The 25150-nt window shown below is 69.6% G+C and carries 23 protein-coding genes and 4 pseudogenes; 14 read left to right on the forward strand and 13 right to left on the reverse strand.

What is annotated here, in order from left to right:
• Positions 1 to 542 precede the first annotated feature (542 nt).
• Positions 543 to 1151, forward strand: a complete 609-nt coding sequence (locus ACIQM4_RS28770; protein WP_401597415.1) for a hypothetical protein — start codon at positions 543 to 545, stop codon at positions 1149 to 1151.
• 289 nt (positions 1152 to 1440) lie between these two features.
• On the forward strand, positions 1441 to 2301 hold the full coding sequence (locus ACIQM4_RS28775; RefSeq protein ID WP_401597497.1) for a hypothetical protein: 861 nt from the start codon (positions 1441 to 1443) through the stop codon (positions 2299 to 2301).
• A gap of 173 nt (positions 2302 to 2474) precedes the next feature.
• On the opposite strand, the gene ACIQM4_RS28780 is transcribed toward ACIQM4_RS28775, so the two are convergent.
• Entirely contained in the window at positions 2475 to 2870 is a 396-nt protein-coding gene (locus ACIQM4_RS28780; RefSeq protein WP_401597418.1) for a cupin domain-containing protein, read from the reverse strand.
• A gap of 52 nt (positions 2871 to 2922) precedes the next feature.
• Between ACIQM4_RS28780 and ACIQM4_RS28785 the strand changes: the two genes are divergently transcribed.
• Both ACIQM4_RS28785 and ACIQM4_RS28790 read left to right on the forward strand, forming a co-directional pair.
• Entirely contained in the window at positions 2923 to 3915 is a 993-nt protein-coding gene (locus ACIQM4_RS28785) for a helix-turn-helix domain-containing protein (protein WP_401597420.1), read from the forward strand.
• 369 nt (positions 3916 to 4284) lie between these two features.
• Entirely contained in the window at positions 4285 to 4692 is a 408-nt protein-coding gene (locus ACIQM4_RS28790) for a hypothetical protein (protein ID WP_401597422.1), read from the forward strand.
• Between the two features lie 152 nt (positions 4693 to 4844).
• Here ACIQM4_RS28790 and ACIQM4_RS28795 read toward each other — a convergent pair whose 3' ends face one another.
• Both ACIQM4_RS28795 and ACIQM4_RS28800 read right to left on the reverse strand, forming a co-directional pair.
• Complete coding sequence (locus tag ACIQM4_RS28795) at positions 4845 to 5243, reverse strand: hypothetical protein (RefSeq protein WP_401597425.1); 399 nt, start codon at positions 5241 to 5243, stop codon at positions 4845 to 4847.
• A gap of 933 nt (positions 5244 to 6176) precedes the next feature.
• Positions 6177 to 7049 (reverse strand): annotated as a pseudogene (locus ACIQM4_RS28800) (LysR family transcriptional regulator); the annotation flags it as partial.
• A gap of 61 nt (positions 7050 to 7110) precedes the next feature.
• Here ACIQM4_RS28800 and ACIQM4_RS28805 point away from each other — a divergent pair.
• A pseudogene (locus tag ACIQM4_RS28805) lies at positions 7111 to 7409 on the forward strand (SGNH/GDSL hydrolase family protein); the annotation flags it as partial.
• Between the two features lie 275 nt (positions 7410 to 7684).
• Here ACIQM4_RS28805 and ACIQM4_RS28810 read toward each other — a convergent pair.
• Positions 7685 to 9163 carry an MFS transporter gene (locus ACIQM4_RS28810; RefSeq protein WP_401597428.1) on the reverse strand — a complete coding sequence of 493 codons (1479 nt, stop codon included), beginning with the start codon at positions 9161 to 9163 and terminating at the stop codon, positions 7685 to 7687.
• Positions 9164 to 9817: 654 nt separating this feature from the next.
• Here ACIQM4_RS28810 and ACIQM4_RS28815 point away from each other — a divergent pair.
• Positions 9818 to 10603 (forward strand): alpha/beta fold hydrolase, encoded by a 786-nt coding sequence (locus tag ACIQM4_RS28815; RefSeq protein ID WP_401597430.1) that lies wholly within the window; start codon positions 9818 to 9820, stop codon positions 10601 to 10603.
• Positions 10604 to 10839: 236 nt separating this feature from the next.
• Here ACIQM4_RS28815 and ACIQM4_RS28820 read toward each other — a convergent pair whose 3' ends face one another.
• Positions 10840 to 11082 (reverse strand): hypothetical protein, encoded by a 243-nt coding sequence (locus ACIQM4_RS28820; RefSeq protein ID WP_401597432.1) that lies wholly within the window; start codon positions 11080 to 11082, stop codon positions 10840 to 10842.
• A 172-nt stretch (positions 11083 to 11254) separates the two neighbouring features.
• Entirely contained in the window at positions 11255 to 12208 is a 954-nt protein-coding gene (locus ACIQM4_RS28825) for a hypothetical protein (protein WP_401597434.1), read from the reverse strand.
• 304 nt (positions 12209 to 12512) lie between these two features.
• Here ACIQM4_RS28825 and ACIQM4_RS28830 point away from each other — a divergent pair, with 304 nt between their 5' ends.
• Positions 12513 to 12794: a hypothetical protein gene (locus tag ACIQM4_RS28830; protein ID WP_401597436.1), complete on the forward strand. Its 282-nt coding sequence runs from the start codon at positions 12513 to 12515 to the stop codon at positions 12792 to 12794.
• Between the two features lie 19 nt (positions 12795 to 12813).
• On the opposite strand, the gene ACIQM4_RS28835 is transcribed toward ACIQM4_RS28830, so the two are convergent.
• The 4 genes from ACIQM4_RS28835 to ACIQM4_RS28850 form a co-directional block, all read right to left on the reverse strand.
• A complete protein-coding gene (locus ACIQM4_RS28835) occupies positions 12814 to 13212 on the reverse strand; it encodes a hypothetical protein (RefSeq protein ID WP_401597439.1) in 399 nt (132 codons plus the stop codon).
• Positions 13209 to 13493 (reverse strand): hypothetical protein, encoded by a 285-nt coding sequence (locus ACIQM4_RS28840; protein ID WP_401597441.1) that lies wholly within the window; start codon positions 13491 to 13493, stop codon positions 13209 to 13211. Before ACIQM4_RS28840 ends, ACIQM4_RS28835 begins: the two co-directional genes overlap by 4 nt.
• Positions 13494 to 13648: 155 nt before the next feature.
• Positions 13649 to 14545 carry an SDR family oxidoreductase gene (locus tag ACIQM4_RS28845; protein ID WP_401597444.1) on the reverse strand — a complete coding sequence of 299 codons (897 nt, stop codon included), beginning with the start codon at positions 14543 to 14545 and terminating at the stop codon, positions 13649 to 13651.
• A gap of 214 nt (positions 14546 to 14759) precedes the next feature.
• Positions 14760 to 16403 carry an ABC-F family ATP-binding cassette domain-containing protein gene (locus ACIQM4_RS28850; RefSeq protein ID WP_401597447.1) on the reverse strand — a complete coding sequence of 548 codons (1644 nt, stop codon included), beginning with the start codon at positions 16401 to 16403 and terminating at the stop codon, positions 14760 to 14762.
• A 794-nt stretch (positions 16404 to 17197) separates the two neighbouring features.
• On the opposite strand from ACIQM4_RS28850, the gene ACIQM4_RS28855 reads away from it, so the two are divergent.
• From ACIQM4_RS28855 to ACIQM4_RS28870, 4 genes are all read left to right on the forward strand, one after another.
• On the forward strand, positions 17198 to 18520 hold the full coding sequence (locus tag ACIQM4_RS28855) for a peptide ligase PGM1-related protein (protein WP_401597450.1): 1323 nt from the start codon (positions 17198 to 17200) through the stop codon (positions 18518 to 18520).
• A gap of 135 nt (positions 18521 to 18655) precedes the next feature.
• The gene (locus tag ACIQM4_RS28860) at positions 18656 to 19678 is read left to right on the forward strand and encodes a helix-turn-helix domain-containing protein (RefSeq protein ID WP_401597453.1); all 1023 of its coding nucleotides are present in this window, start codon (positions 18656 to 18658) and stop codon (positions 19676 to 19678) included.
• 2 nt (positions 19679 to 19680) lie between these two features.
• Complete coding sequence (locus ACIQM4_RS28865; RefSeq protein ID WP_401597456.1) at positions 19681 to 20115, forward strand: SgcJ/EcaC family oxidoreductase; 435 nt, start codon at positions 19681 to 19683, stop codon at positions 20113 to 20115.
• Between the two features lie 107 nt (positions 20116 to 20222).
• Positions 20223 to 20744 (forward strand): HAD domain-containing protein, encoded by a 522-nt coding sequence (locus tag ACIQM4_RS28870; RefSeq protein WP_401597459.1) that lies wholly within the window; start codon positions 20223 to 20225, stop codon positions 20742 to 20744.
• An 81-nt stretch (positions 20745 to 20825) separates the two neighbouring features.
• Here ACIQM4_RS28870 and ACIQM4_RS28875 read toward each other — a convergent pair whose 3' ends face one another.
• Positions 20826 to 22031: an MFS transporter gene (locus ACIQM4_RS28875; protein ID WP_401597462.1), complete on the reverse strand. Its 1206-nt coding sequence runs from the start codon at positions 22029 to 22031 to the stop codon at positions 20826 to 20828.
• Positions 22032 to 22335: 304 nt separating this feature from the next.
• Here ACIQM4_RS28875 and ACIQM4_RS28880 point away from each other — a divergent pair, with 304 nt between their 5' ends.
• Positions 22336 to 23319, forward strand: coding sequence for an ArsR/SmtB family transcription factor (locus ACIQM4_RS28880; RefSeq protein WP_401597464.1), 984 nt, complete (start codon positions 22336 to 22338; stop codon positions 23317 to 23319).
• A gap of 357 nt (positions 23320 to 23676) precedes the next feature.
• On the opposite strand, the gene ACIQM4_RS28885 is transcribed toward ACIQM4_RS28880, so the two are convergent.
• Positions 23677 to 23802 carry a hypothetical protein gene (locus ACIQM4_RS28885; RefSeq protein WP_401597466.1) on the reverse strand — a complete coding sequence of 42 codons (126 nt, stop codon included), beginning with the start codon at positions 23800 to 23802 and terminating at the stop codon, positions 23677 to 23679.
• The gene (locus ACIQM4_RS28890; RefSeq protein WP_401597469.1) at positions 23803 to 24642 is read right to left on the reverse strand and encodes an iron-containing redox enzyme family protein; all 840 of its coding nucleotides are present in this window, start codon (positions 24640 to 24642) and stop codon (positions 23803 to 23805) included.
• A gap of 66 nt (positions 24643 to 24708) precedes the next feature.
• On the opposite strand from ACIQM4_RS28890, the pseudogene ACIQM4_RS28895 reads away from it, so the two are divergent.
• Together ACIQM4_RS28895 and ACIQM4_RS28900 are read left to right on the forward strand one after the other, a co-directional pair.
• Positions 24709 to 24987: pseudogene (locus tag ACIQM4_RS28895) on the forward strand (transketolase-like TK C-terminal-containing protein); the annotation flags it as partial.
• Between the two features lie 17 nt (positions 24988 to 25004).
• Positions 25005 to 25150, forward strand: a pseudogene (locus ACIQM4_RS28900) (biotin/lipoyl-containing protein); the annotation flags it as partial.

The raw sequence follows: 25150 nt of genomic DNA on the forward strand, positions 1-25150 counted from the left end.
GCGGGGGCGGCGTGCGGGGGGGGGCGCGGGCCCCCCCGGGGGGCCGGGGGGGGGGGGGGGGGGGGGGGGGGGGGGGGGGGGGGGGGGGGCGGGGGGGGGGGGGGGGGGGGGGGGGGCCCCCCCCCCCCCCCCGCTTCACTGTCGTTGTTCAGTACGTACACCACTCCTGGGCGGGGCCCGGCGCCCCGGCGTGGACACGGTCCCAGGCGCGCCCGGACGGCGTGCGCAGCAACTCCGCAAGCGGGCCTGCGGGACCTTCTCCCTCGACCTCGCTCGTGCGTGCGAGGCGTGCGCCCGCCGGACGGAGAGGTGGGGGCGCGCAGACCTGGACCGCATTGTCCGACACCGTACCCGCGGCCACTGTCGGCTGCCTGGCAGAGCCCGCGGACGAAGGTGCCGAAGCGGCAGCGCAGCTGTAGATGTCCTCGTAGGGGGTGGGGACGCGCCGTCTGCCACAGCCGGCAAGGAGCACCCCGTGTACTCAGACCAGGCTGAGTACCCACGCGCTGTCGCGCGGCTGCTGCCGCTGCTGAGATGTGCGCATGACGACGATCTCCACCCCCTCCCCTGAATCGGTACGGCGCCGCCGACGCGGTCTCTTGGCGCTGATCGTGTGTGGGGTGATGACGGTGTTCCTCCTCGCCGCGGCCGCCAAGGCCTTCGCCTCGCTTGCGGGCTTCCAGGTGCTGTCGGAACTGGAGTTCCGTGCACATATGGACCACACGCAGGAGGCGGGCGAGAACACCGTGCGACAGCTGGGCCTCGACCCGGACTCCGTGGTCGACACCAAGGAGATGGCCAGCTCATCCTGCGTGGACGATTTCGGGATGGACTCGGGGGACGTCACCCGCGACCAGCCCACACTCACCTGGACGCCCGTCTTCGCGGACCGCGCCGCGTACGTGGCCGCTGTCCGGGTGCTCCGTGAGGACTGGTCCGCCAAGGGGCTGACGGTGCACGACGTCCCCGCCCCCGCGCAGGGCGAGCCGGGCGCCGGCCTGCCGGGGGTGCGGGCGACGGACGACCACGGCGTCGACCTGTCGATGCGCCCCGACTGGTACTCCGGCGAGCCGGTCATCCGCGCAGACGGCGGATGCGTACGCCACGAGGGGTACGAGATCGAATGGACCGAACACGAGGGCGGCTCGTAGGCGACCACCGGCCACCAGCCACCGGCCACCCGCCACCAGGCACCAGGCACCAGGCACCAGCCATCAGCCATCAGCCATCAGCCATCAGCCATCAGCCATCAGCCATCGACAGCTTGCTCGTTGACCACTCCCCGCCCCCTCGCGGAATTGACCGCGGCCGATTGCGAGGTCCAGGTGGCGCTGGGACGCCAACAGTGCACACGACCTAGCAGTAAGGAAGCACGTGTGAACGCTCAGATCTCGACGGGGCCCGGTCCACGCTGTCCCGTTCCCGTACGGTCGATCCGTGATGATCAAAACGGGCAACCTTCTCCGTATCGGCGTCCCTTCCTCCAGGGCGCGGTTGCACTTCGGGACGGAACGGCACGAGATTGGTGGCGGGCCGCGACGGCGCTTGCTGCTGGTCGACGACGAGCCTGCCTTCGAGCTCAGCTTCTACTGCGGAACGTGCCCGCTGCTGTTCCGGCGGCTGGAGACCGCGCAGGAAAAGCTGTCCCTGGAGAGCATGCAGGAACGGCTCACCGGAACGCTCGACGATCCGGACGACCAGGGCGTGATCGACGCGTTCGGCGCGTTGCTGCCGGAGGGCGAGTACCTTCCGCTGCTCCTGGACGTGGAACCCCGGCTGGTCATCCCGGGCAAGGAAGGCGACTACTTCAGCGGTGAACAGGTCACGGCATGGGGGGTCGATCAGTTCTGGGGCCTTCCGGAGTACCCGCACACCCCCTACTACCGGACCTACGAGACCGTGGTCGACACGGACGCACACCTCTACGAGTTCGTCGTGCCCATGGTTCCCCCGACGTGGAACGAGAGCGCGCGGGTCGATGAGTATGTCGCGCTCATGGAGCAGGGAACGGTTCCCACGGCGGTGGCGATCTCCACGCTGGACGTGTGTCAGTCCGCCCTCGGTCTGGCCGATGACCCAGCCGCGCACTGGGGCCTGACCCACTTCCTCCTCGACGGCCACCACAAACTGGAGGCCGCGGCCGCGGCGGGCCGACCGGTGCGGCTCCTCTCGCTGCTGACCTTGGAGGCGAGCCTGGCCGGAGCGGACGACTGCGCACGACTGCCTGCCCTGCGCGGGCAACCCCGCTCGACCCGAGCGAGCCTGCCCGCGCAACCCCGTTCGGCCCGAGCGATCGGATAGATCCCGGCTACGCCGGTCAGCGACCGGCGCTGGTCCCGCTCCGCTCGCGCGCACGTCGTCGACCCACCCGCCGATCACTCCCGTCCGTGGCGACCGCCCGGCACCGCCCCCGGCAGGGTCCGAGGTGAGCAGCCGCGCCAAGGGCAGTGGCGTGTCCGAAGTAGTCCGTCAGGTCAGATGCCGAGCGCATGTCCGGATGTTGCGTCGACGTGCTCCGGGACCTCGTCGTGGCGATCACCCACGGTCGGTGTCCCAGTGGGTTCGAACATGAGGATCGCGGCGCCGGACGGAGCGTACGGCTTGTGCTCTGTGCCTCGGGGAACGGTGAAGGCCGCCCCCTGCGGGAGCAGGACCGTGCGCTCCCCGTCGGGCTCCCGCAACGAGATGCGCAGCTCCCCGTCGAGTACCAGGAAAAACTCGTCGGTGTCGTCGTGCACGTGCCAGATGTGTTCGCCCTGGACCTTGGCGATGCGGACGTCGTAGTCGTTGACACGCGTGACGATGCGGGGGCTCCACAACGCGTCGAAGGAGGCCAGTGCCCTGCTCAGGGGGATGGGTTCGCTGCTCATGGGCACATCCTGGGCCGTTTCGTATGGCCGTGGTGAGTGCTAGGAATCGCACATGACGAAAGAATCCTCGCACGCTGATCCCATCGCGGGCACACACCGGGTTGTCGTGATCGTGGACGAGAACTCGAACCCCTTCGAGCTCGGCTGCGCGACGGAGGTCTTCGGTCTGCGCAGACCGGAAATCGGCCGTGACCTCTATGATTTCAGGCTCTGTTCCCCTGAGCCGCGCACCCTGATGCGAGACGGATTCTTCGCGCTCTCGGGGGTCGCCGGCCTGGAAGCGGCCGACACGGCGGACACCTTGATCGTCCCCAACCGCCCAGACATCGAGGTGCCGCGCCGCCCCGCCGTGCTCGATGCTGTCCGCCGGGCACACGCCCGGGGTGCGCGCCTGATCGGCTTCTGCAGTGGTGCGTTCACACTGGCCGAGGCCGGAGTCCTCGACGGGCGCCGGGCCACGGCGCACTGGCAGTGGGCGGACTCCTTCCGAGCCCGCTTCCCCTCGGTCCAGCTCGAAGCAGACGTGCTGTACGTGGATGACGGGGACATCCTCACCGCGGCGGGCAGTGCGGCCGCGCTCGACCTTGGGCTGCACGTGGTCCGACGCGACTACGGCGCGGAGGTCGCCAACGCCGTGAGTCGCCGACTGGTCTTCGCGGCGCACCGGGACGGTGGACAACGGCAGTTCGTGGAGCGTCCCATGCCCGACCTGCCGGACGAGTCCTTGGCACCTGTCCTGGCCTGGGTCCAGGAACGGCTGGACTCACCGTTCACCGTGGCGGGTCTAGCGGCACGCGCGGCGGTCAGTCCGGCGACGCTGCACCGCCGCTTCCAGGCACAACTGGGCACGACTCCGCTGGCGTGGCTGACGGGGGAACGGCTGGCTCTGGCTTGCCGGTTGATCGAGCGGGGTGAGTCCCGGCTCGAGTTGGTCGCGCGGCGCAGCGGGCTTGGCACCGCAACCAATCTGCGTACGCTGATGCGCCGCGAAATCGGCATCACACCGTCGGCGTACAAACGCCGGTTCGGGCCGACGGCGAACTGACCGGTGGGCACTGGTTGCGGGCAAGCCATGTGTGGTGCATCGTCCGCCATCGCGAGGGGCGAGCACGCTTGCCGTCTGCGAGGTCGCATCGAGGGGTGGCTCGAAGGAGGGCTCGGAGGAGGGCTCGAAAGAGGGCTCGAAAGAGGCCCGAGAAAGCGGGGGACGCCTCCCAGCTTCGTGCGCCGAGACGTCGACGTCAGCACCCGTGGAAAGGCGGCAGGTTCAGCTGGTGCCCGCGCAGCCGCAAGAGAATCGAAGGCTTGCCCCCGTGGGCTCCATGCGGCGTCCGCACCCGAGAGCACACGCCGCGGGCCAGAGCCGAATCCCCGCACCTTTGGTGCCGAAGGTCTGTTCAGGGAGTCTGTGCACATGATGCTTCCGCCCGCCCAAGAGCAGACCGAACTGATCGAAGTCGTCCGCATCACGGACCCCATGAGACACCTCAACTCTGAGGACCTGACGGGTGACGACGTGGCGATCTGGGAGGCGGCTCAGGTCAGCGACACTCTGAGGTTGATCGGCTCCCTACCGGACAGTGAGCTGTACCGCTGCTTCATCCCGAGTTGGGGCATCCGTGCTCACAGCGACTCCGACCTGCTCTTCCAGATCGCGTTCTGCTTCCGCTGCCACGGCGCTCGCCTGTGGGGGCCTCGGGTGCCCGGCGCGCTGAATACGATCCACAGCTTCGCCCCGGACAGTCCCCCGGCCCGCGAACTGCTTCAACGATTTCACGACTCCGCGCCGCGCCAGGCGCAAGCGCTCCTCCGACGTAGTTGAGCGACCTTCAACACCTGGCGGGTTGTCCGAGGACGAGGCCATACGTCGCGCAAGCCAAAAGGGGGGCCTCGGCTGCAGGACTCGTTCGCCACCGCAGACACCTGCGTTGCGCAATCCGCGTGGAGCAGGGGCTGCAGGGGTTCAGAGCTCGATCAGCGGCGGCCCGCCGTCCTACGGTCGGCAAGGTCGTATACGTCGTAGCCCTTGGATTTCGCGCCGGGCGGGCCCTGCGTCAGGAACCACAGACGGTCCGAGCCTGGCAGCCTGTGCAGCCCGGGGCGGGTCTCGGAGCCGTCGGTCCACCGGTAGGCGATCGCGCCGACCGTGGGCGCGGTCCAACCGAGGACGAGTTCGGCAGTCCGTCGGATGCCGTCGGCCCCTGGCCCGGCCGGAACCCGCACGGCAGTGGTCCTGGTCCCGCCCGAACCGGCGGCGGGCAGCGCCCCGTACGCGAACAGCTCCTTGTTCGGGCCGAGCGTGGCCGCGAAGAGAACACGCCCCAGTGGGTACGGGGGCTTCTCACCCGGCGTGCGGACACTACCGCCGGGCATGGCGTCCGGCCACGCCTCGCCGAAGTCCTCCAGTTGGCTCCAGGCCGACTTCGCTGGGGAGTACGCGCGGAGATGATCGATGGGGAGCCGTGGACAGCGGCCGTCTACGGCGCACCCGGGCATGCGGGTACCGACATATCGCGCGGGCTGCTGACCTGACTCACGCAAGCAGAAGCACGATCACGCCGGTGACCACCACAGGTGCGGCAATCAGAACTCCCCGAAGGCTCTTCCTCCGCCGTGGCGCTGCAGGGTCATCGGACAATGCCACGCTCATGCAGACAACAATTGCCAGGCAACCTGCGGCCAGGAGGCCATAACCCACGTGTTTCATCATCAACACCCTTCAGAGAACATGCCCGTGACCCCACCCACGGTTCCAGCGACGAGTGCGAGCCTGGCAGATCCCGGCCGGGTCAGAGGTGGCAGGTCGCGCGGGACGGCGGGTGTCTACGTGTCTGCCGCGAGTGCCGGCACGAGGTGCGGCCAGGTGCCGGCCGTTCTGCGGCACCGTGTGGCAACTACTGCTGTGGGCAATCGCGTTGCCGCCGGACAGCAAGCCTGCCCGAGCCAGGGGTGTTCGGCGCAGGGACCGAGCGGCCCAGTAGCGGGTGGCGCAGGCGGGCGGCGGACCGGGTGCCGTGCCGGAGCTGCCCTGGCGCGCAAGAGGACGGATTAGCCGGCGGCCGCGCGAGGGTTCGGCGGGACGGTGTCCTTGCCGGACCGACCGGCGGGACTGCCGATGAGAGCGCACACCTGCGGCGGGGGCGGCGGAGGGGCGGGGCAACAGGGATCGCCGGAGCCACGGCCGCACTCGTCCTCGGCTGCGGCCATGGCTCCGGCTCTGGATCCGCTTCCGGTTCCGGTTCCAGTACCGGTCCCAGTTGCAGAACCGGCTCCGGTGCCGGCTCCGGCTCCATTACCGGCTCCGTACGGCGAGAACCGCCGCAGCAATTCCGCGAACCGGGCCGCCGCGCCGCTCAGTTCGACCCGCGAGTACACCGTGAGGGCGCGTTGCCACGGCGGTTCGACCGACAGCACCGCGCAGCCCTCGCCGCCCGCGCCGCGCACGACATGGGCCGGTGAGGTTGCCACGCCGACGCCGGCGGCGGCCATCCGTACGGCGGTGGAGGTGTGCTCGGTACGTACCGCCGTGCGCGGTACGAAACCGGCCCGGCCGCACGCCCAGTCGAGGAAGGCCTGCCCCTCGACCACCGCTTCCATCGCGCACCGCACCCACAGGTGCTCCGACAGTTCCTCCAGTCGGACCGTGGTGCGGCCCGCGAGGGGTCGTCGAAGGGGACGACGATCACGATGTCCTCCCGCCCGAAGTGGACGACGGGCCCTGGCCAGCGCTCGGGCTCAGGGCCCACCGCCAGGTCCGCGACGCCGCGTTCGACGTGGTCCTCCAGAGCGTCGGTGGTGGCGTACTCGTGGAGGTGCAGGGTCACACCGGGGTTCGCGGCGCCATTGGGCGAAGACGTCGGGGAGAATGCCGACGGCGACCGAGTGCAGGGCGGCGACATGCAGTTCACCACCCTCTGCGCCGGCCGCGGCGCGGGCCGCCCGCCGGGCCTGTACGGCGCTGCGTACGGCGCGTTCGGCGTGCGGGAGGTAGGCGCGGCCCATCACGGTGAGGCCGACGCCGCGCGCTCTGCGCTCCAGGAGAGCCCCGCCCACCGACTTCTCCAGCGCCTTGATCTGGTGCGACAGGGCGGGCTGGGTGACGTGCAGCAGTTCGGCGGCGCGGGTGAAGGACTCCTCCTCGACGACCGTGAGGAAGTACTCCATCTGTCGAAGACTCATGACTGGCCGCTCCTCTCCGAGGTCGTTCGCGCAGGAGTCGCGCGTGAACGTTGTGCAGAACGTGTACAGCCGGATGATCACCGACGTCGCCGCCACCAACGCGGTGGCCTGCCTTCCGCTCCACGAACGTCAGATCGAGGAACTGCGCCGCGTGGACCCGACCCCGATCTCGTACCGGGAGGTGACACCCGCAGCGGTCGTCGGCCTCCTTCTCCAGCGCGGAGTGCTGCGCCGCAGCCTCGATACGATCTCGCGGCGGCGAGGCCTCGTCCTCACGACCGACCACGTCCACCAGAACAGCCGCGGCGCCGCTTTTGTCGCTGAGGTCATCGACGTCGGTTGCTGACTGGAGGTGGGTAACTGGTGCCGGCGCCTGGGTAGTCGGATGCCGTGCAGCGCGGGCGCAGGATAGTGCGGGCGCCGCCTACCGCAGGCGGCGTCTACCGCGGGAAGGTGGCATGACTTCGGGCAGCGGCTCGGTTCCGATCGGCGTGACGCCGCGTGACGCCGCGTGACGCCACGTGACGCCGTGTGACGCCGTGCGCTGCTCGTTCAGGGCGCGCGGGACGAAGCGCCGGCAGGGCTGAGGGCGGCCCAGGCCCCGACCGGCTTCGTGGCCGGGACCCGGGAGCGGCTCAGTCGTCCTGGCTGTTCGTGTGCTTGGGCAGGCAGAACATCAGCACCCACATCAGGGCCAGGAGGCAGCCGACCCACCACAGTACGGTGACGAACGCGTCGCGGTTGACCGCGCCGTCGGGAGCGCCGCCGGTGATGGCGAAGAACACGACGGCGGTCAGCGCGGTGCCCAGCGCGATGCCCAGGTGGATAGCGGTGTTGAACAGGCCCGAGGCCGAGCCGGCGTCCTCGTGCGGGACCCTGGCCAGCGACAGATCGGCGAGCGGGCCGGAGACCATCCCCAGGCCGAAGCCGATCAGCACCACAGGAGCGGTCATCGCCAGCAGGGTCAGGTCAGCCTGGCGGCTACCGATCTGGAGGCCGTAGCCGACCATCGCGGCGGTCGCGACGAGGGCTCCGGCCTGCGGCAGACGGCGGGCGAATCGTCCGGCGGTCTTCGCCGCGACCGTCGCGCCGCCCAGCTCTCCGACGGAGAGCAGCACGAAGGCCAGGGCCGCGTAGAGCGGGCTCATACCCAGTCCGCGCTGCAGGTACAGCGTCCAGGTCATGAAGAACAAGCCGCACAGCAGACCGTGCAGCAGGTCCGCGGCCATGCCCCCGGAGAACTGCCTGATCCGGAAGAGGCGCAGGGTCACCAGCGGGGCGTTGCCCTGCTTGCGCTTCTGCTGGCGCAGGAAGACCCCGAGGGCGAGGACGCCGGCGGCGAGCATGGCGAAGCACCACAGCGGCCATCCACGGGCGTGGCCCTCGGTGAGCGGGAAGAGGATCAGGACGATGGCCAGGCCGGACAGCAGCATGCCGACCACGTCGAGCCGGTCGGCCTTGCGAACGGCCGATTCCGGGATGAATTTGCGTCCGAGGAGGAGTACCGCCAGCCCGACGGGCACGTTGACCAGAAAGATCGGCCGCCAGGACAGCCCGAACAGGTCGGCCTCGGTGAGGACACCGCCCAGGACCGGCCCCAGGACGTTGGCGATGGCCAGGACGGCGCCGTACAGGCCGAACGCCCTGCTGCGGTTCTGGCCCTCGAACGTGACGTGCATGGTTGCCAGAACCTGCGGGATCATCACGGCCACACCGACGCCTTGCAGCAGGCGGGCGCCGATCAGCACGCCAGGGCCGGCGGCCAGACCGCACAGCAGCGAGGCGACCGTGAACACAACGGTCCCGACGAGCAGGATCCGGCGCCTGCCGTAGATGTCACCGAGCCGTCCGCCGGTGATCAGCCCTACCGCGACGGGCAGGGAATAGGCGGTGGTCAGCCACTGCACGGTGACCGGGCCGGCGCCGGTCGACTCCTGGATGGCGGGCAGGGCGGTCAGGACGACCGACTGGTCGAGCATGTTCATCAGCTCAGCGGTCAGCAGCACCAGGAGTGCGATCCAGGCCGCCAGGGCCATTTTCGGGCGGAGCGGTGCTGGTTCGGCCGGGGTTTGGGTGGTGTGCTGCGGCTCGTTGCCGAGCGCGGAGGAAGACACGACGGGAGACTCCTGATCCAAAGGAACCGGGGAGCCCTGCCGACAGCCGCACCAGGCCGGAAAAACACCGGGGCCCGGGGCAGACGGCAGAGCTGCACCCGGGGAAAGCGGAAACTGCGGGGATGGGTGACGCAACTCAGACCAGCGCGACGTCCGCCCCCGGACACGTGCGACAACACAGCACGTGGGGAACACGGACGACTACATGGCCTGGTTGATAAGACGTCACCTCAAGATCGACCCAGAAGGAACAGAAAGTCCGGCCACTGCCACCGAAACCTCGGCACAGGGACCGAACCACCATACGACACGGCGGGGCGCAGATGCACAGCGATTAACGGCGGCTATGGGGTCGCGGCACGGCGGGGCCTCACTGTCAGAAACGGTCTGTCGCGGCACGGCAGGCCTCACTGTCAGAAACGGCCCCTTTCCCCCCAAGACCAACGGACGGCCTGCGAGACCCGTTCATCATCTGAAGCTGGCACACCTGCGGTAACTTCCTGATCACCAATCACAAGGCGCATAGGGGGAGTTGTGGGCGACGTAGTGGTGAAGGCACTTGGGGAGCTCATACCGGCGGGGGCCACGCGTGGCGAGTTGGACAGGGGTGGACGTACCTTGCGGTGGATTGAGGCAGGTGTGGGAAGTACCACCGTGATCCTGGACGCGGCGAGTGGCACTCCGGGTTTGACGTGGGCACCGGTCCTGCCTGGACTGGCCAAACACGTACGGGTCATCGCCTATGACCGTGCCGGGCTTGGCATGAGCGACCCTGCGATTCCGTTCACCGCCGAGACCTCGGTGGAAGACCTGATTGCGCTGCTGACAGATGCCGTGCCCGGCCCTTGCGTGCTGGTTGGTAGCAGTTGGGGAGGTCTGCTTGCTCAGCGGGTGGCGTGGGCTGTTCCCGAGTTGATATCGGGGCTCGTGTTGGTGGACCCGGCCCACGAGGAGTTCCAACCCTTGGTTGGGCGCCTTGCGGACGAGGCTTTCGCTCGCGTCTTTGCCGTGCAGAAGACGTTGGGACTCGCTGAGCGCTTCATACGTAAGGGCGCGTCGAGGGCGGCTCAGGTGGCGACCCGCGACCAGCGTGTCCAGGAACTTCTTGTCGACGCAGAACTGGCCTGCTACGCGCACAAACATCAGATACGCACGGCAATGGCCGAGAACAGAATGGTCCGTAACCAGATCCGCACACTCCGGCGGTTGCGCGCTTCTTCACAGCTGCCGGACGTACCAGTCATGGTTCTGAGCGCGACCGAGGGACTGCCGAAAGACATGCGGGCTCGGTGGACCGAGCTGCAGGCGCAGATCGCGTCGACGGCCGAACGGGGCGAACATTCAGAGGTGCCCGAGGCCGGGCACTACATTCACCAGAGTCAGCCAGAGGTCGTCACCAGGGCTGTGCTCGACGTGGTTGAGCGGGCAGGACTCAGGTGAGACGGCGGGCTTGATCACTTCATGCGGTCGGGAGACGCCGAGAAGTTGGTGATGCTCGCCGGCGGGGGCTCGCCGTGCAGTGCGTGGCGAGGGGTGGTTACGGTCATTCGGGGCCATCTGCGGTCACGTTCGGCCAGCCATTCCTCGATGACTCGCAGAGCACGCTTGTCGAGGATGGGCGCGGATCGTGCCGTTGCTTCCGGGCGGGACACCGGAGCAGGGTGACTGGTCAGTCCTCAGGTCGGATTGCCTGGTGGCCGTGGCTGGCCCGAGCCCCACACATGCGGGCCCTCGCCCTCCCAGCGGACCGCTTCCGGATCAGCGAGCACGTCCTCGGCCTTCTCCATACCTGCCCGGCGCAGCGCCTCGGCCAGGTCGGCGTCGTTGTAGACGCGACCCAGGTCGGCCGCGCCGCCGGCGTGCTGGACAGTGACGCGGCGGGCGTCGTCCACCAGCCGGTGCACGGTGATCACACTCATGCATCCAGCGTGGGCCGGCCCGCACGCGACTGCACCCGGAGCACCCCAGCCGCCCCGAACACGGGGGACACAGGCAAGGCACCACACACGCCCTGACCAGGCACGGACGTCAGCGTGCTGATGTATCCCGGCCGCCATGGACGCAGTCGGCCGGCTGATCATTGCGGGGCACTCATGCCGCGATACGCACCCAGGTGTTGCCTGTCCGGAGCCAGAGAAAGCCGTCGCGTCCCTGCCCGCAGCGCAGGACAATCCGGCCCGGCACCCGCAGCCGGCAGCGGCTGGTGACCGTCCACGCGGCGTCGTCGAACACTGCGCGTATGAGCTCGATCGTGCGCTTGCAGTGGTCCCGGCGGGTGAAAATGGCCCGGTTGCCGCGCACCGCGAATCCGTCGGGTAGCGCTACCGGACTGACAAAGCTGGACACCTCTCCCGTGGTCGGAGTGATCCGCGTCAGGTAGGTGCCGGACGGGCTGACAGCGCCGTACCAGACGAGCCACACCTGATCGTTCTCGGTCGAGGCGGTGCACCCTTCCAACAGATGGCCCGGCAGTCGGCCCTCGGGAGCCCAGACAGCTCGGCCCTGGGTGTTCCAGCCCGCGAGGCCGTCTCCCGACTCGGGGTGGCCGCCGTAGATGCCTTCGTCCCCGTAGGCCGTCCAAATGCTCCCGTGGGCGTCCGTGACCAGGACGGGGATGTCGTCGCCGACGCAGAACTCCGCTTCAGGGGTTCCCGAGGAGGAGAACACGACCGCGTTGGGCCGCCACGACTCCTCGGCCTGCATCCGCCGCGTGCGGCCGTTCACCAGCACGAACCGGGACTCCGGGAGCAGGGCCAAGTGGGTGGGCCACATCCGGATGTTCTTCACGAGGAGGCGCCGTTCTTCCTGCCCCGTGGTGGTGACGAGCTCACCCGTGAACGGGACTTCCGGTCTCCACCCGACCCAACCCCCGGGACAGCGGCTGCGCGTCAGGTAACGCCGGTGGACCAGCATCACCGCCAGCTCCCCGGCGGGCCCGACGCTCCACCACAGGGCCCGGAGTCCACGCACAGCATCAGCGGCCGGAAGCCGCCACACATGGTGGCCCGCGACATCGGACAGGTCGCGTACGGGACGGAGATTCATCGGCAGTCGCCTCTGGTACTCCGGGAGCCGGGCTGCCCGAAGATCGCTACCTTACCGGTCTTCGTCCAAGCCACCCCGGCGGGCGGGGTGTTCGTCCTCGGGGAGCTGAGGGAGGCTCGGTCCGCCTCATTGGAGGCCGGCTCGTCGAGGGGCCGCCGGATCCGTTCACGAGCCGTACCGACACATGTGCCCCACCGCGCCGCGCCCGGACACGGTTCGCACCCGGACACGGTTCGCGTGACCAACCGAGGCCGGATCGGTTAGAGGAAGCGTTCTGTTCGTCGGCTCTCTCCCCGGAGGCTCCATGTCCCGTACCCGTAACTCACTTGCCGTCCTGCTGCTGGCAGCGGGAGGAGTCCTCGGGACGGCCGTCTCCGCCCCGGCACACGTTCCGGATCCCGAAACGTTCATCTTCTCGAACGAGTCCTACGCACGTTTCCTGCACGCGTCCCCGCAGGAACGGCAGCTCATCGAGGACGACCCGGACTACCGCGAGGCATGGCTCAGCTGCCTGCCGCCCGGCCGGGTCGAGCCGAACATCTGGGGACACGGGTACGTCTGCATCCCCGAGGGCGCGGTGCAGTGACCTGCGCACAGTGAGAAGGTCAGTGGAAGCCGAGCATGCCCGGTGAGTTGATGTCCACGGTGACCACGCCGGGCGGATACGCGGATTCGTGCTCGGTGAGCAGGATCGACATGCCGGTGAACTCGGCCCGGGGCAGGGCGCAGTACAGGGCGTGGCAGGTGTCCGGGCCGCCGTAGCCGTCGCGCATCATGGTGCCAACCGTGCTGGCTGCCATGGTTTCGAGAGGGTCGACGGCGACCGAGGAGTAGGCCAGGACCTGCTGGTGTGCCCGCTCCTCGTCGGCCTCTGCCTGCATGAGGCACAGGGCGGGGATACGGAGCTGCTCGCCGGGGGTGCGGGCCATGTTCGCGGCGAGGAGGCTGAGGGCCTCGTGGCCCGCGGCCAGCGCTTTCACGGCGCCGGTGTCGAGAATGATCACGCGGCGGTGCCCCGGGCGGCGCGGGCCTTCTCGGCGGCGATCTTGTGAATGTTGGCGAGGATGTCGGGGGCCTGGTCGAACTCCTCGTCACTGAGGTCGATCCCGGTCAGCCGACGGGCGACCTCACGGTCGGCGGCCAGCCGCTCCGCCCGCTGCGCGGCGGTCGGCTGCTCCGCGGCCAGCGCCTCCACCAGCTGCCCCAGACTCAGGTCACGCTCCTTCGCGAGCGCGGCCAGATGGTCGCGCACCTCACGGGACACTTGAATCGTCGTGGAAGCCATAGCATCACTATAGCCTCGCCATGGGGGGGTGGGGCGGGCGTGTCGCCTCGGTGCACCGGGGCCCTGAAGGTGAGGGGCCCCGGCACCCTCGCGGCAGGCGCCGGTGGCACCGATTCCTTCTCCCCCGCGCAGTGGGACAAGCCTCGTACCCGGGGTCATGACTCCGTTCGCAACGTGACGTCGTCGCGGCCGCCAACGCCGAGGAGACCCGTCGCGTCGAACGTGTGATGCGCTTCGATACGGGGCAGCTCGGCCCGGGACAGGCGGGTGACCATCGGTGGCAGGAGGGCCCGGAAGGGCTGGACCGTGCGGAGCCAGGCAGGGGCGTAGACCGCCGGAGAGCGCCTCTCGACGGCGTGGACCAGACGGGCGGCGACGCTCGCCACCGGGTAGACCTTGCGGGCGGGCAGCGGCATGTGCGCACGCAGTTCGCGCAGGACCGTGTGCTGATCGGCGTCGCGGATCATGTCGGTGTCGGTCCAGTTCAGATACGCGATGCCCACCCCGACACCCCGGTGTGCGAGTTCCGCCTGCAAGGTGTGGGCGAAGGACTCGACCCCGGCCTTGGACGCGCAGTAGGCGCTCATCATCGGTGAGGAGCCCATGGCGGCCAGTGACGCGATCTGCAGGTAGTAGCCGCGCGTGGCGATCAGGTCGGGCAAGAACGCGCGGGCGGTGATCGAGCTGCCGACCAGGTTCACCTCGATCACCCGCCGCCAGCTCACCGGGTCGGACTCGCCGAACGGGCCTCCCTCGGCGATCCCGGCGTTGGCGACCACCACGGCCGGCGCGCCGAGACGCGCACGTACCAGGGCGGCCGTACGGTCCATCCCGGCGTCGTCGGTGACGTCCACCTCCCACCAGCAGGCCCCGCCGGGCAGTGACCGCGCGACGGCTTCGAGGGCTCGCGCGTTGTGTCCCAGCAGCGCCACGGTGGCGCCGCGTTCCGCCAGTCTTCTGGCCGTGGCCTCGCCCACACCGCGCGCAGCCCCGGTCACGACGGCGACACGCCCCACCAGGGGCCGGTACCTCTGTTGCCTGCTGGAGACCATGCACTCACCGTAGGTCAGGATCCTCGGAGCGGCACGGCCCCCGATGCGGTGATGCGGTGACCGTCACCAGCACTACCGCCGCACTCCTCACCCGGTACCCGTGTGCAGGTGCGGGATTGGGCGGCACACCCGCGCGGCACACCCGCGCGGCATACCCGGGCGGCGCACTCGGGCGGCGCACTCGGGCGGCGCACTCGGGCGGCGCACTCGGGCTTCATACGGGGGTTTCGGTGACCGTGCCGTCGTGCAGCTCCAGCCGTCGGGTGATCCGTACGGTCTCCAGCAACCGGCGGTCGTGGGAGATCAGGAGCAGGGTGCCGGTGTAGGAGTCCAGGGCGGATTCGAGTTGCTCGATGGCCGGCAGGTCGAGGTGGTTGGTGGGTTCGTCCAGGACGAGGAGGTTCACCCCGCGGCCCTGGAGGAGGGCGAGCGCGGCCCGGGTCCGCTCTCCTGGGGACAGGGTGCTCGCCCGGCGCAGCACGTGGTCGGGGCCGAGGCCGAACTTGGCGAGCAGGGTGCGGATCTCTGCGGGCTCCGTGCGGGGGACGGCGGCCCTGAAAGCGTCCAGGAGGGATTCGGCTCCGTGGAACAACGCTCTGGCCTGGTCGATCTCGCCGGTCACCACGCCCGAGCCGAGCGCCTGGCGCCCGGCGTCGAGTGGGACGCGGCCGAGGAGGGCGGCCAGCAGTGTCGACTTGCCTGTGCCGTTCGCGCCGGTGATGGCGACACGGTCGGCCCAGTCGATCTGCAGCGTGACGGGACCCAGGGTGAACTCGCCGCGTCGGACGGTGGCCTCGCCCAGTGTGGCGACGACCGTACCGGAACGGGGCGCTGCGGCGATCCGCATGCGCAGCTGCCATTCCTTGCGGGGCTCGTCCACTTCTTCCAGGCGCTCGATGAGGCGCTCGGCCTGTTTGGCCTTGGCGGCGAGGTTCTCGCTGTTCTCCATCCGGCCGGCGCGGGCGAACTTGTTGTTGTCGCGGCTGCGGCGCTGTGCGGTGCGTACTCCTTTCTCCGCCCAGGAGCGCTGGATGTTGGCCCGGTCCTGCAGGGCGGCCTTGCGGTCCGCGTATTCCTCGTACTGGGCGCGGGCCTGGTGGCGGGCACGCTCGGCTTCCTCCAGGTAGGCGGCGTAACCGCCGCCGTAGTGGCGGACCTGCTGCTGGGCCCGGTCGAGTTCGAGGACCTGAGTGACGGTACGGGCGAGGAACTCGCGGTCGTGGCTGACCACGACCGCGCCCGCGCGCAGCCCGCGCACGAAGCCCTCCAGCTGTTCCAGACCGGCCAGGTCGAGGTCGTTGGTGGGCTCGTCCAGGAGGAAGACGTCGAAGCGGGACAGCAACAGCGAGGCCAGCTGCGCACGGGCGGCCTGCCCGCCCGACAGCGAGGTCATGGCCTGCTCCAGCCCGGTGCCCAGGCCGAGCGTGGTGGTGACCTGCTCGGCGCGCTCTTCCAGGTCAGCGCCTCCCAGAGCCAGCCAGCGCTCCAGGCTCGTGTCGTACGCCTCGTCGGCCCCGGGTTCGCCGTCGGCCAGGGCCTGGGAGGCGGTGTCCAGGGCGTGCTGGGCTGCCGTGACGCCGGTGCGGCGGGCGAGGAAGGCGTGGACGCTCTCACCCGGACGCCGGTCGGGTTCCTGCGGCAGGTACCCGACGCTCGCGCCGGCCGGGGCGAGGTGGATCTGTCCTTCCCCGGGCTTGCCGAGTCCGGCGAGGAGGCGGAGCAAGGTGGACTTGCCCGCCCCGTTGGCCCCGACGAGGCCGACCACCTCCCCGGGCGGCACGACCAGGTCAAGGCCGGTGAACAGGAGAAGGTCGCCGTGGCCCGCGGCGAGGTTCTTGGTGGTCAGGGTTGCGGTCATGAGGTCGCCTACCGGAAGGATCTAGTCACGTGGAGTGACGAATGTGCGAGGGAGCGCGCTCGGCATCACGACGACAGGCGGAAGTGCGGCGCATCCAAGGGGACGAATGCGAACGACGCGGAGTCAACGGCGTCGAAACCAGGTGGGCCTCAACCGGCCCTCAGAGGGGCCGGGAGTAGGCGCAGAGGCATGCACGACCGCCACCGTCGGCATGGCCGACCGCGGCAGGGCGGCACGGGCGAAACACCGTGCCGGCAACATCGGGTGCATACCTCAGACGCGCAAAGTCCACCTCGATCGGAGACAACAGGACCACTCACTACGGTACACACCGGCCGGACGACCGGGCCAATCCCTTTTCGACCGATGGTGTCGCTCCCGCGCGGACGTTCCCCGCACGGACTGGCGGACGTTCCCCGCGCGGACTGTTCCCCGCACGGACCGGCGGACGTTCCCCGCGCGGACCGGCGGACGTTCCCCGCACGGACCGGCGGACGTTCCCCGCACGGACTGTTCGCGGTGGCGGCAACACCCCACGGGGACGGCTGCGGCTCCACGATCGCTCTGGCCGTAACGCTGATCGCCGAGCTGCTGAACACGCTCTACTCACCACCGGCACTGGCGACGGTCGCAAGGCGGGCCACAAGGAGGGCGACCAAAATCGTTGAGTGGTTGACCGGAGTCCGGCCGCCGCCCAAGTGGCCCGGTCGCCGCAGGCCCCCTCATCGTGACGGTTCAACCTCCGCAGCCCTGGACAGGATTGGTCTGTCCCGGCGTCGGCGGATGAGGGTGACGTGCGCAGGTTGTGGGTGGCCAACTGCAACAGCGAGTACATGGTCGACCGTCTTGACGAGCTCGATCCCAAGGAGCGGGAGGGGACTCCGGTCGTCGGGGCGCGGATGGTGTGGTTGCTGAGGGACGGTGACGCGCTGGTGCTGCCGCAGCCGGTCGATCCGGCGTTCGTCGCGCACGTAGGAGCCCTGATGGGTTTCGATCCTGCACGGGTGGACCTGCTGACTCCCGAGGACGACACTGTGCGGGTTCTCAGCCAGGATGTCCTGCACCGCGCCGGACTGCTCGACCGGTTGCAGGCGCTGGTGGACGCGCCCGGCGACTGGGAACTGCGGGCCTACATCGCGGACCGCGGCACCGCAGCCCTTGCCCGGGCGATCGGCCTGCCCCCGGATGCGGTCTCTGCGTTCGACACGGCCGGCGGGGCCGAACTCTTCAACAGCAAGGCCGTCTTCCGCGCCCTGGCCGCCGGCCTCGGCATCCCCGTACCTGACGGTGCGGTCTGTGCCACCCGCGGTGATCTGGGACGTGTCCTTGAGCGGCTGGCCGCCCCCACGGGAGCGGTGATCGTCAAGGCCGACAGGAACTCCGGCGGCACGGGCAACCTGCTCTGCCTGGCAGATCCGCGCATCCCCGCACTCGGCGCCGGTCGCGTCCACGCGCTGACCGGCGAGGCCGACCGGGAAGCCATCATCGACCGCACCGGGCTGGCAGCCACCCACGCTCCCTACGGCCAGGTCGTCGCCGAGACCTACCACCCGCACTGCCGTTCCCTCTGTCTGGAAGTACTCTGCCCCGAACTCGCCACCGACGCGCCGGAGTTGCTGAACATCGGCGAGATGCTGATGGAACCGACGTGGAACGGCTTCATCATGCCCGCACCCGGCAATTTCCCTGCCGGCGTGCAGGACACCCTGATCGAGTACGCCCTTCGGCTGGCCGCAGGAATCCGTGCCTTCGGCTATCGCGGGCTCGTCAACATCGACGCGATCGTCGCCCCCGACGGACAGGTCTGGTTCAACGAAGTCAACGCCCGACTCGGCGGCTGCACACACCTGCACCACCTCGCCGGCACACTGCTGGGGCCGAACTGGCAGGCCGACCACGTGCTGGCAACCCACAACGACCTGCCCGCCCCCGATGTGCCGCAACTGCTGAAAACGCTGGAGGACCAGTCCCTGGCGTTCACCACCGCCGCCGGACAGGGCGTAGTGATCACCGCCGACGACTCCCGCAACTCGGGAACCGTCGAGTACGCCGTCCTTGCCCCCGATCTGCAAACCGCCCGGACAATAGAGAGCCGGCTGCGAGCCCTCGCGCCGTGACGTCGTCACGCCCGACTGCTGTCAAACATGATGTGCGCGTGACAGCCTCAACCGGCCTTAACCTCCCTCCAGAGCACGAACCTGCTCTCCCGCCCTGAGCGGACACGGCGCCGGTGATGGTGAAACACTGCCCTGATGGACGGTGATGAGCCGCGACTGAGCGGCGCCGCGCAGACCGGTTCCGGGACGAGAAGCGCCGAAGGCTTCCTGGAGGCGCTCGATGCCAGCGATCTGCCGCCGCTGCGCGGCGGCCGGCACACGGGCGAGGACTTCCGCGCCGGCGTGGTCAGCCGTGATCTGGGCCCCCTGCGCCTGGTTGAGCTGGTCACCCCGGAGGGCGAGTGCTTCCGCGAGGCGCGCGCGGCTCGGGCTCAGGACAGTGAGCTGTGGCAGGTCGAGGTGGTTTCACGTGGGCACGTCCGCGCCGAGCAGGGAGGCAGCACCGCCGTACTGGGACCCACGGACCTGGTCCTCATCGACCCGGCCCGGCCGGTGCGGTTCGCCAGTTCCGCGACCACCCACGTGACGATGCTGATGCCGCGACATCTGCTGCGGCTCGGGGCGGACGACGCGGCCCGGCTGGTCGGCGTACGGATCCGGGGCGACCAGGGCCCCGGAGCCCTGGTGTCCTCGCTCGTACGGGACATGACGCGGTCCCTGAACGGGTTCCGTGCCCACGAGGCGGACCGGTCGGCGGCTGCGGTCATCGAACTGATCGCGGTGACTCTGGCGTCCCGCCTGGGCGACGTCCGACCCGTCGACGACGACATCCTGCGCACGAGAGTCGTCGGTTTCATCGAGGCGAGACTGTCCGACCGGGATCTCACTCCGGCCAAAGTGGCTGCGGCGCACCACATATCGGTGCGGCGGTTGCACAAGCTGTTCCAGGACCAGCCCCTGACCGTGGCCGCCCTGATCCGACGGAGACGGCTGGAACGCTGCTACGTGGATCTGGCCCGGCGGACCACCACGGTCGCCGCGGTGGCCGCCTCCTGGGGTTTCGCGGACCCGGCCCACTTCAGCCGGTTGTTCAAGGCCACCTTCGGGCACAGCCCGGGAGCACGCGTGTCCAACGACGGTGCGCTGATCGTCAATGACCGCCTCGCCCGACCCGGCAAGGATGGTGGCCGGAACGACGTAGAACGCAAAGGGGCCTGACAATGGATCTCTCGCTCGACACGCTGAGTACTGTCCCCGCCCGGATGATCCAGGGTTGGAACCAGGGCGACGCGGCCGCCTTCGCCGCGGACTTCGCGCAGGACGCCGAACTCATCGACTTCGACGGCACTGTCCACAAGGGGCGCGACACGGTGATCGCATCCCAGCAGCCCGCCTTCGACACGGTGTTGAAGGGCTCCCGGCTCGTGCGGAGCGAGGTGGAGTTCGCCCGGCACGTCGCGCCGGGATGTGCTGTGATCCACCACCGCTTCGGCATGGTGATGGCCGGCGAAGAGGAACCCCCGCCCACCCGCTACTTCCTGCAACTGTTCACGATGGTCTGGCAGAACGGCCGATGGGAGATCGCGACACTGCAGAACACTCGCCGGGTCTCGCTGGAGAACGCCATGGCCCTGGACGCGCAGGCGGCCGGGTGACGCGGATGCGTGCCGGCAGCTGACTTCGCTGCCCGGAACACGCACCCCGTGCGCCAGAGCTTGGTCAACGAGGCGGTCACTGACGGATCCGCCGCTATCGTCCTCCCGTGACCGGTTCCGTGCAGCGCGCCCTGTTGTTTCTCGATGTCGATGGGCCACTCATCCCGTTCGGCGCGGATTCCCAGCCGTATCCGGTATACGCGACGGGTGCTGAGCTGCCCGATGCCGCTGCGAATCCGCTCCTGACCAGGATTGATCCCGAGCACGGGCCCCGGCTGGCGGCGCTGCCGTGCGAGGTGGTCTGGGCGACGACATGGATGGAGGACGCGAACGAGTGCATCGCGCCCCGCATCGGTCTGCCGCAGCTGGCGGTGGTGGTCTGGCCGGAGCCGTCCGACATCGATGAACAGGATGAACGGAACGGACTGCACTGGAAGACCCGTGCCCTCGTCGAATGGGCTGCGGGGCGCCCGTTCGCCTGGGTTGACGACGAGATCACGAACACCGATCGGGCCTGGGTCGCTGCCCATCATCAGGGGCAGGCACTGCTCCATTGTGTCGATCCCCGCCGTGGCCTGGCTGACACCGACTACGTGGCTCTTGAGTCGTGGCTGCGGCACCCGGTCTGACGATGGTGCGTGTTGAGTGCACAGGAGCACAGGAGCACAGGAGCACAGGAGCACCGAAGCAGCGGGCCCGCCCGTCCGGAACTATCGCGCGGCAGGGTCGGAGGCCGTGGCCCCCGAGGGCTGGGTGTGCGCGCGTGGTCTCGTGCGGAGGTGTGTCGTCGCGAGGGCTGCGAGCAGAGCTACGACGACGCACACGCTCCACCAGCCGTAGTGCTCGAAGGTGCGGACCCCGAGCCAGGAGCCCGCGCTTCCTCCCAGGTAGGCGCAGGTCATGTAGGCGGTGATGAGCCGGCTGTGGAAGTCGGGGTGCAGGGTGTAGAGGCGGTGCGTGTTGGCGACCATGCCGGCCTGCATGGCGACGTCGAGCAGCAGGGTGCCCAGGGTCAGCGCGCCGAGGCCGGGCAGTCCCCCGTACCCGCCGGCGAGAAGGACTGCGGCGGCGAGGAGGACGGTGAGCAGGCACAGGAGGTTCACGGTGTCGGGGCCGCGGCGGTCCACCAGACGTCCTGCGAGGGGTGTGCACAGCATGGTGGCGGCGCCCACCAGCGCGAGGAGTCCGGTGGCATGGGCCGTGAGGTGGTAGCGGGGGCCGGTCAGGAGCAGGGGTACGACCGCCCACAGCGCGGAGAAGCCGGCGAAGACCGTGGCCTGGTAGAGGCAGGAACGCCGCAGTTCCGACGTGGTCGGCAGCAGGCGCAGGGTGGAGGTCAGGAGCGTGCTGTAGCGCTGCGGAGCGGGCGGTTCCGTGTCCGGCAGAGTACGGGCCAGGCATGCCGCGAGGGCGAGGGTGAGAACCGCCGCGGCCAGATAGGGGGCACGCCACCCCAGCATCTCGCCGAGCGATCCGCCGAACGTACGCGCCAGGAGCATGCCGCCGATGGTTCCGCTCGCCAGAGTTCCCAGCACCTCGCCCCGGCGGTCTACGGGTGTCAGCGCGGAGGCCAACGGTCCCAGCACGGGAGCCGCGATGGTGGTGAGACCGCTGCAGGCCGCGGCGACGGCGAGGAGAGTCAGGGTGGGCGCGGCAGCGGCGGCCAGCAGGCTCAGCCCGGTGAGCGTGAGCAGGACGACCAGGAGCGTACGCCGCGGGTAGCGGTCACCGAGAGGTACGAGCAGGAACATGCCGAGGGTGTATCCGACCTGGGTGGCGGTCACCACCGATGCGGCTGCTCCGGGTGTGACGTGGAGCCCTTCGGCCAGGAGGGGGACGACAGCCTGCGGGAAGTAGAGGTTGCCCACGGCGACCGCCCCGGTCAGGGCCAGCAGCAGCGTCATCCGGCGGGTCATTTCCCGCCTCCGACCCTGGGGGCGGTGGGCCGGGGAGCGGCGGGCCGGGGGGCGGCGGGCCGGGGAGCAGCGGCCCGGGGAGCGACAGACCGGGGGGCAGCGGCCCGGGGAGCGACAGACCGGGGAGCGACAGGCCTGCCGAGGACGGCTCTCGCAGCTTGGGCCTGCGTGCGGACAGTTCCCGTACGCCGAGCTGTACGGCGGCCAACGAGCTTCTCGGTGCAGGGTGTTGTGGTCGAGGGTGACATGTCTGCCAGTGCAGCCCACTGCCTCGGCAGCGCCAATGAATGTAGCCTGGCGCTTAATGATCAGTTTCGAGCTCGGTGTTGAGGATCTCGCCGCGACACGGTTCGCGATGTCGCCCCTGCACGAGACCCTGCTGAGTCTTCGAGTGCTGCGGGAGCCGGGCCTGTCCGCTCTCCATCTGCCATGGCGGCGCAGGACGTTGAGCCTGATCGGCTCGCTGGACGTTGAGCTGCTGCTCGCGTCGGTCGCCCGTCGGCGTACCATCGCCGACTTCCTGACACCCCGGCCGAATTCCTTCGCACCTGACTTCGAGGAACAGCTGGCCGAGGTGGGGCGCGTGCCTCCGGGCCGTGTCCGCCAGGACCTGCGTGCCTCGTTCGCGCCGGACCCTCTGCCAGATGTCCTGCGTGCGGCTGCCGAGGCTGACGACGCGACCGTCGTCCGGTTGCGGGACCAACTCTGCGCAATCCTGCGGCAGTACTGGCTGTCCGCCCTCGCCCCGTCGTGGCGGGAGATGAGCCTCCTGCTCCAGGCCGACATGACCTACCGGGCACGCCGGCTCGCCCTGGGCGGCGCCCATCTGCTCTTCAGCGACCTTCACCCCCATGTGCGCTGGGACGAGGGTGTGCTCCACATCGACCGGATGATCGGCGAACACCGGGTGGGCGTGGCCGGCCGGGGTCTGCTGCTGCTGCCCTCCGTCTTCGCCCACCAGCCCGCGCCTCCCCACACGCCGCAGGAACCACCCCATCTCGTCTATCCGAGCCGCGGCACAGCCACTCTGTGGGCGGCGCCGCGGGACAGCGACACGGCGGAGCTGGCGGCGTTGCTCGGCGCGCCCAAGGCCAGACTGCTCGTGCTGCTCGAAGAGCCCCACGCCACCGTCGACATCGCCCGTCTTCTGCGGATCACGCCCAGCGCCGTGTCCCAGCACCTCCGAACCCTGCACTCGGCCGGTCTGCTCACCCGCGCTCGCGACGGGCGTCAGGTCCTCTACCGGCGCAGCGACCTCGGTGACCGCCTGGCACACGGGAGCAGTTGACGTGTGCGAGCGGATCCGCCCGCGCGGGGAGACGCACATTCATCGTAGGTACGGCACACCGAGCGACCCGCCGCTGCCGGCCAACTCGTCGGTCGGCAGCGGCGCGCGCTCATACCCGGTTGCGTAACCCCCCGAATCCGGCGGCCAGGTACGCCAAGAGTCCCGAGCCAACCCGTAAGCATCGCCCGGCCGCGGCCTGCTCGGTCCGCTCGGAGACCCGACCAACCGAACTACACCGCGGTCGGGTTGACCTCGCGCGTGCACAATCGGCGGTCCGTGGGGCCGGCGATGGCCTCGCCGGTTTCCAGGAGAAGCTGGAGTGGTGCAGGGGGCAGGTGATCCGCAGGCGGGCCGCGTTCACGTAACCGTGGGCGAGGAAGCCCCGGCGGCGCGGGCAGTTGGCGCCCCCACCTCGAACTCCCGCTCCCCCACACGCACTCTGAGGGTGTCCTCGCCGATCTGCTCGACGCTGATGTCACTCACTCAGGCCACCTTGACCGCGGAGGAGACCGCTGCCTCGGTCGCCGCCCCGATGACCTCACTGGCCATCTTGAACCCCGCCCAGACCTTGGCGGGCTGCAGGTCGGCCTCCGCGTCGAACTCCCTTATTGCCACCTGGAGTTCCCTGGCGTGGAAGTGGTCGATGTGCAGGTGCTCGGTGTAGTAGCGGGCGCCTTCGAGGCCGAGCCGCTGCGCCGCCGTGGCGAAGCACTGGAAGGCGTAGAGGATGCTGGACTCCAGGTAGCACAGCGTGCCGAGGAAGTACTCGGGGCGCGGCGCGCGTGCGGCGGCCCAGAAGAACGTGTTGACGTAGGCGAACGTCTCCTCGTTCGTACGGTCCAGATAGTCCTCGACCTCCAGGGACATCCCCAGCTCGGTCATCAGGTCGCGGTAGATGTTGAAGTGCGCCTGGTCGAGGTTCCCGCAGCCGAACTCGTCGACGAGGACCCGGAAGACGGCCATCTTGGCCTTCTTCGGGAGTCGCCAGATTATGGGCAGGAAGGACTCGGACTCGGTGAGGCCGTCGACCGCGAACTGTGCAACGACCTCCTTGAACTGGTCGCGGCCGAGGTCCTGCGCCATGACCCGCTCGAACTCCGGCGGGTCGGACTCCTCGGCCTTGAGCAGCTCCTTCATCTGCCGGCCGAGCGCCGCCCGGTCCGGCAGAGAGGGCGCGGCCGTCTCGATCTCGCGGACCCGGGAGACGATCAGGCGTTCCTCCAGTTCCAGCAGCTCGCGCAGTTCCTCCGGGCCGGGGATCGTGCGGTTGAGGACGAACAGACGGCTTCCGGCGCTCTGTTGCGTGATGGTGTTCACGGTCACTGGGGTACTCCTTCGCAGAGAGGAGAGGGGCGGGGCGGGGCCGGGGTGGCGGGGCAGGCGGACCCGATGACACGGGCGCTGGCCGGGGCCCCCGGGCCGGTGATCGCGGTCAGTGACTGGATGCGGGCGGTCCCTGACCAGATCAGCCCCTGGGTGGAGCAGGACTGGATGTCCATCGGCACCGACGGCTACGGCCTCTCGGACAGCCGCGAGAACGTCCGCCGCCACTTCGGCGTGGACGCCCCGTCGATCGTGGTCGCCGTACTGGCCACGCTCGCCCGGCGCGGAGAGGTGAAGCAGGAGACCGTACGGCAGGCCGCCACGCGCTACGGGGTGGAGGCGTGAGCATGCCGAACGATGTCGTCACCCTGCCGGCGCTCGGCGAGTCCGTCACGGAGGGCACCGTCACCCGTTGGCTGAAGGAGGTCGGCGAGGAGGTCTCCGAGGACGAGCCGCTGCTGGAGGTCTCGACCGACAAGGTCGACACCGAGATCCCGGCCCCCGTCTC

The sequence above is a fragment of the Streptomyces sp. NPDC091272 genome, assembly GCF_044757485.1.
Classification (GTDB): Bacteria; Actinomycetota; Actinomycetes; order Streptomycetales; family Streptomycetaceae; genus Streptomyces.